This is a genomic window from Mesorhizobium sp. M7A.F.Ca.US.006.01.1.1, from assembly GCF_003997935.1.
In the GTDB taxonomy this organism is placed as follows: Bacteria; Pseudomonadota; Alphaproteobacteria; order Rhizobiales; family Rhizobiaceae; genus Mesorhizobium.
The window spans coordinates 1-5,610 of sequence record NZ_RZQL01000346.1 but is presented as its reverse complement, the minus strand read 5'-3'; the positions used below and the strand labels follow the sequence as shown (position 1 = coordinate 5,610).

At 64.4% G+C, this 5,610-nt stretch carries 6 protein-coding genes and 1 pseudogene; 5 read left to right on the top strand and 2 right to left on the bottom strand.

The features are described 5' to 3' along the window. Positions 1-613: pseudogene (locus EN943_RS34340) on the bottom strand (citrate synthase); the annotation flags it as partial. Between the two features lie 93 nt (positions 614-706). On the opposite strand from EN943_RS34340, the gene EN943_RS34335 reads away from it, so the two are divergent. The 3 genes from EN943_RS34335 to EN943_RS34325 all read left to right on the top strand — a co-directional run bounded on the left by EN943_RS34335 (position 707) and on the right by EN943_RS34325 (position 3,954). Then, the gene (locus EN943_RS34335) at positions 707-1,795 is read left to right on the top strand and encodes a citrate synthase/methylcitrate synthase (protein WP_127416304.1); all 1,089 of its coding nucleotides are present in this window, start codon (positions 707-709) and stop codon (positions 1,793-1,795) included. Positions 1,796-1,982: 187 nt separating this feature from the next. After that, on the top strand, positions 1,983-2,774 hold the full coding sequence (locus EN943_RS34330) for a 3-hydroxybutyrate dehydrogenase (RefSeq protein WP_164778532.1): 792 nt from the start codon (positions 1,983-1,985) through the stop codon (positions 2,772-2,774). Between the two features lie 49 nt (positions 2,775-2,823). Next, positions 2,824-3,954 carry a patatin-like phospholipase family protein gene (locus tag EN943_RS34325; RefSeq protein WP_127416302.1) on the top strand — a complete coding sequence of 377 codons (1,131 nt, stop codon included), beginning with the start codon at positions 2,824-2,826 and terminating at the stop codon, positions 3,952-3,954. Positions 3,955-3,972: 18 nt separating this feature from the next. Here EN943_RS34325 and EN943_RS34320 read toward each other — a convergent pair whose 3' ends face one another. Further along, positions 3,973-4,569, bottom strand: coding sequence for a TetR/AcrR family transcriptional regulator (locus EN943_RS34320; protein ID WP_127416301.1), 597 nt, complete (start codon positions 4,567-4,569; stop codon positions 3,973-3,975). 123 nt (positions 4,570-4,692) lie between these two features. Between EN943_RS34320 and EN943_RS34315 the strand changes: the two genes are divergently transcribed. Together EN943_RS34315 and EN943_RS34310 are read left to right on the top strand one after the other, a co-directional pair. Continuing rightward, the gene (locus EN943_RS34315) at positions 4,693-5,154 is read left to right on the top strand and encodes a (2Fe-2S)-binding protein (protein ID WP_127416300.1); all 462 of its coding nucleotides are present in this window, start codon (positions 4,693-4,695) and stop codon (positions 5,152-5,154) included. Positions 5,155-5,156: 2 nt separating this feature from the next. Continuing rightward, positions 5,157-5,610, top strand: a 454-nt coding sequence (locus EN943_RS34310; RefSeq protein ID WP_164778531.1) for a molybdopterin cofactor-binding domain-containing protein, incomplete at its 3' end; no start/stop codon positions are given.

Below are 5,610 nucleotides of genomic sequence, written 5' to 3'. Positions count from 1 at the left end.
GTGCACGGCGGATCGCATCGGCGCCGCCGGCATCCACCGACCAGTCCTGCGCAAGCCGCTGATGGACCGGATCCGGTCCTGTCGGTGCACCCAGCGCGGCGGCCAGCACGCCGACCGCGTGCGCGGCATCGGCATGCAGCGAGGCGGCGCTGCGCCCGAGCGATGGGCTTCCCTGGCCGGCAAGCACGGCAAGTTGCGCAAAGGCCGCAGCCCCGCCAGCTTGATAGGGCGCATCCGGCGACGGTGCTCCGAAAGCCACCGGTTCCGGCAGAGCCCAGAGAACGGCGGCGGCTTCTTCCAGTGTGGCGTGCCCGGAGAGCGCTGCGGCGTCCTGCCCGCGATAGATAAGCCGACCGTGCGAGACGGTCGAAATCGCCGTTGCGATCGAGGGCTCGCCCCAGGCAATGGCGCTTTCAGCGATGACTGACGGGCTGCGGCCGCGCGCCCGGCGGGTCGCCAGTGCGGCGATATCGTCGGCGCGGTACTGGCTGCGGCGCGGATCGGCGCGGTCGGGCCGCATGCCGATGCGCCCACGGCTGACATAGGCGTAGAGCGTCTGCGCCCGCACCTTGAGCCTGTCCAGCGCTTCTTCCCGGGACAACCACTCGGACATATCGAGCCCTGATATTGATTCTATTGATCAAGATTGATGGAAACGTTGCCCATCTCTATCTCCGATCCGGAAATGCTTCAAGGAGACAAGGCTATGGCGAACGGGCTCGATGACGTGGTGGCGGCGGAAACCGTGCTTTCCGATGTTGATGGTCTTGGCGGCCGTCTGACGATCCGAGGTCATTCGCTGCCGGAGTTGGCCGGCCGCTGGAACTATGCGCAGGTGGTTGGGCTGCTGTTGGACGGCTTTTTCGACGATCTTCCCGGCGATGCGGAGCTGACGCGGGCGCTGGGCCAGGCGCGTGCGGACGTGTTCGAACGGCTCTTGCCCACGCTGCCCTTGCTGGCACCGCTCGATGTCTACAGCGCCATGCGCGCCGGCATGGCGCTGCTGCCGGACGGCGACACCTTGACCGATGCCTTGCTGCTGATCGCGGCGACCGCCGTGCTGACGCCGGCGCTGCTGCGCCTGCGGCGCGGCGAGCAGCCGATCGCGCCGGACAGCCGCGCCGATCATGCCGCCGACATGTTGAAGATGTTGAGTGGCAACGCCGCCTCCCCAGCACTGGCGAAGGCGCTCGACACCTATCTCGTGACCGTCTGCGACCATGGTCTCAATGCATCGACCTTTGCGACTCGCGTGGTGGCCTCGACGCAGGCCGGCCTGACATCCTCCGTGCTGGCCGGGCTCGGCGCGCTCAAGGGGCCGCTGCATGGCGGCGCGCCAGGTCCGGTGATCGAGATGCTGGATGCGATCCAGGCGCATGGCGATGCCGCCGGTTGGCTGCGCGACGAGATCGCGCAGGGCAGGCGCATCATGGGCTTCGGCCATCGCATCTACCGTGTGCGCGATCCGCGCGCCGATGTGCTGAAGGCGGTGGTGCGGCAACTCGGCAGCGAGGGCGAAACCGGCCGCCGGCTGGCCTTTGCGGAGACGGTCGAGCAGACGGCACTCGAGGTGCTGCGGATTGCGAAGCCGTCGCGCTCGCTGCAGACCAATGTCGAGTTCTACACCGCGTTGCTGCTGGAAGCGGCGGGCTTTCCGCCGCAAGCTTTCAGCAATGTCTTTGCCGCCGGGCGTGTCGCAGGATGGATCGCGCATGCGCGTGAGCAGCAGACGACTGGACGGCTGATCCGGCCGCAATCGCGTTATGTCGGGCCGGTGCCGGATCTCGTCGCCTGAGGCTTTTTCGCTTTCGCTGGTGATGGCGGCACCCCTAAAGACTCCGATCATGTCCTCCTGGTGAGCGGCCGTGCGGCCGCTCATGACGAAAATTTCATCTCCCCGAAAATTCTGGCCGCTGTTATTGCGTCGCATTGAGCATATATGCTGCACTGCAACATAGGCCCGCTCTTGCCGCAACCAGAGGATTCCGCCCTTGGCCGCCAAAAAAACCGCTGTTATCACCGGCTCCACATCGGGCATTGGCCTGGCCATCGCGCAGGCGTTGGCGGCCGAAGGCCATAACGTCGTCGTCAACTCCTTCTCCGACACGGCTGCCGACCATGCCATTGCCGATGCGATCGCCAAACAGCACGCAGTGAAGACCGCCTACATCAAGGCCGACATGTCGAAACCGGCCGAATGCCGGGCGCTTGTCACCAAGGCGGCCGAGACATTCGGTTCGGTCGACATCCTGGTCAACAATGCCGGCATCCAGCATGTCGCGCCGGTGGAGGAATTTCCAACCGAGAAGTGGGATGCCATCATCGCCATCAACCTGTCGTCGGCGTTCCACACCATCGCGGCCGCCATTCCGCTGATGAAAAAGGCCGGCGGCGGCCGGATCGTCAACATCGCCTCGGCGCATGGCCTGGTCGCGTCGCCGTTCAAGTCGGCCTATGTTTCGGCCAAGCACGGCCTCATGGGATTGACCAAGACCGTTGCGCTCGAACTGGCGCGTGAAAAAATCACCTGCAACGCCATCTGCCCGGGCTATGTGCTGACGCCGCTGGTCGAGGCGCAGATCCCCGACCAGATGAAAGCCCACAACATGGACCGCGAGACCGTCATCCGTGAGGTCATGCTGGACAAGCAGCCGACCAAGGAATTCGTCACGGTGGAGCAGATCGCGGCAGCGGCGGTGTTCCTGTGCTCGGACGCGGCAGCGCAGGTCAACGGCACGCATCTCTCGGTCGATGGCGGCTGGACCGCCGCGTGAGGCGCAAAACTCTCTTATCCACCCAAAGGGACAGATCAAGGACGACGCCATGACCAAAAACGGCAAGGCGGAGGAGACGAAGAAGATCAACGTAGCGCTCCAGGGCGGCGGCTCGCACGGGGCCTTTTCCTGGGGTGTGCTCGACCGGCTGCTGGAGGACGGACGGCTGGAGATATCCGCAGTGTCCGGCACCAGCGCCGGCGCCATGAACGCGGTGGCCCTGGCCGACGGTTTTGTGCGCGGCGGTGTTGAAGGCGCGCGGCAAAAACTTGACGATTTCTGGCGTGCGGTGGCGGCCAAGGGCCGGTTCAGCCCGGTGCAGCGCATGCCGTGGGATGTCGCCTGGGGCAACTGGTCGATCGAGAACACGCCCGGCTATCTCTTCTTCGACACCATGTCGCGGGTGTTCTCGCCCTATGCCGCCAATCCGCTCGGCCTCAACCCGCTGCGCGACGTGGTGCAGCAGGAGATCGATTTCGACAATGTCCGCGCCTGCAAGTCGATGGAACTGTTCATCTCGGCGACCAATGTCGAGACCGGACAGTTGCGCGTCTTTTCCGACGGCGAGATCGACCTCGACACGGTGATGGCCTCGGCCTGCCTGCCGCAACTGTTCCGCGCCGTCGAGATCAAGGGCGTGCCCTATTGGGATGGCGGCTATGGCGGCAACCCGGCGCTTTATCCGTTCTTCAAGACGGCTGCGACCGAGGACGTGCTTCTGGTGCAGATCAACCCGGTGGTGCGGGAGGGAACGCCGAGGAGCGCCAACGAGATCCAGAACCGCATCGACGAGATCACCTTCAACGCCGGGCTGCTGCGCGAATTCCGCTCGATCGCCTTCGTCAAGGAACTGATCGCCGCCGGCCGTCTGCCGCATGGCGAGTACCGCGACATCCGCATGCACCGTATCGATGCCGATGAGGCATTCAAGGACCTGTCGGCGTCCTCGAAGGTCAATGCCGAATGGGCGTTCCTGACCTATCTCCGAGATCTCGGCCGCACCGCCGCCAGCGACTGGCTGGAAGAGAATTACGACGCCGTCGGCAAGCGACCGACGCTCGATCTCTCCGGCGAACTCGATGACGGCTACAAGCCGGTGCGCGGTCCGGCACCCGGCCGGCGGGTCAAGGAGTTTCTTGCGGCGCGCAAGAACCCGGAGGCAGAGCGCCGGCGCGCCTGAGCGACCAATCGATGTGCATCATGCCTTCAAGGTCAGGTCGATCACCCTGATCAGGGCAGCGGCCGCCTGCCGCTGCCCCTCCGGATCTCTGATCCGCGCCTTCATGCCTTCCAGCCCGTCGAGCAGCATGTCGGCAAGCAGTTGCGCCGACAGGCCCCTGGCCGCCAGATCGACGCCGTTCCTGGCTGCCTCGCCCTCTATCGCGGCGCCGATGTGTTGGCCAAGCCCGCCGCGCCAGCAGCCCACCAGATCGCCAAGGCTCGATTTCATGTCCAGCAATTCAGCGCCGTGCGGCGAGGCAACGACCGCTCCCATCATCGAGATAAAGGCCTCATCGATGGCTCGCATCATGCGCTCGGTGAAAGGGCCGTCGCCGGCCAGGGCAAATTTTGCCGCCTCGACCGAGCGCGACAGGATCATCATGGCGATGGCGCGGAAAATGTCGGTCTTGTTCTTGAACAGGAGATAGAGCGCCGGGCGCGACATGTCTGCGGCACGGGCGATATCGTCCATGGTGGTGCGCGAGAAGCCATAGGCCAAAAACACCTTCATCGCGCCATCCAGGATACGGACGCGCTTCGGGTCTGTGGCGGCGATGTCTTCGATCTGGTTCATGGAACAATTCTATCCTGCAAAATCTTATTTGACAAAATGACGAAATTTGTCAATTTGTATTGGAGCGAAATGGCCGGTCGGCCGCTTCGCCCTTGGCAGTGGACGACAACAAAAGGTATCCCCATGCGCCTCACCGTCGACGGTCAGTCATTCGATATCGACGCCGATCCGGATATGCCACTGCTGTGGGCGCTGCGCGATCTCATTGGCAAGACAGGGCCAAAATTCGGCTGCGGCATCGCCGCCTGCGGCGCCTGCACCGTGCATGTCGACGGTCAGCCGGTGCGTTCCTGCTCGCTTCCGGTTGGGCAGGTCAGCGGTGCCGTCACCACCATTGAAGGCATCGGCACGGCGGGGAAGCTGCATCCGGTGCAGCAGGCTTGGCTTGAGGAACAGGTCGCGCAATGCGGCTACTGCCAGGCCGGCCAGATCATGAGCGCGGTGGCGCTGCTCGATGAAGTCGCCGACCCAAGCGATGCCGACATCGACAATGCCATGGGCGGCAATCTCTGCCGCTGCGGCACCTATCCCAAAATCCGCTCGGCCATCAAGAAGGCCGCGGCGCTCAAGACGGCGGGGCTTTGACCATGGCCAGTGTCGGAAAGATCGCCCGCCGCACGTTTCTGATCGGCGCTGCCGCTGTCGCGGGCGGCGTTGCCGTCGGCTATTACTACTATCGCAAGCCCTTTCCGAACCCGCTTGAGGCCGAACTCGGCAAGGGCGAGGCGACGTTCAACCCCTATGTGAAGATCGGCGCCGACAACACCATCACCATCGTCGCGCCGCGCGCCGAGATGGGGCAAGGCATTTCGACGACGCTTGCGGTCATGGTCGCCGAAGAACTCGATGTCGGCCTCGACCGGGTCAAGGTCGAGCATGGACCGGCCTCCCATGCCTATTACAACGCCGCGATCCTTCAAGAGGGCGGCGGTCCGTTCGCCTTCTTCGACGAGAGCATGACGGCGCAAGTGGTGCGCTCCGGTCTCGGCGTGGTAGGCAAGTTCCTTGCTCTGCAGGGCACCGGCGGCTCAGGATCGACAC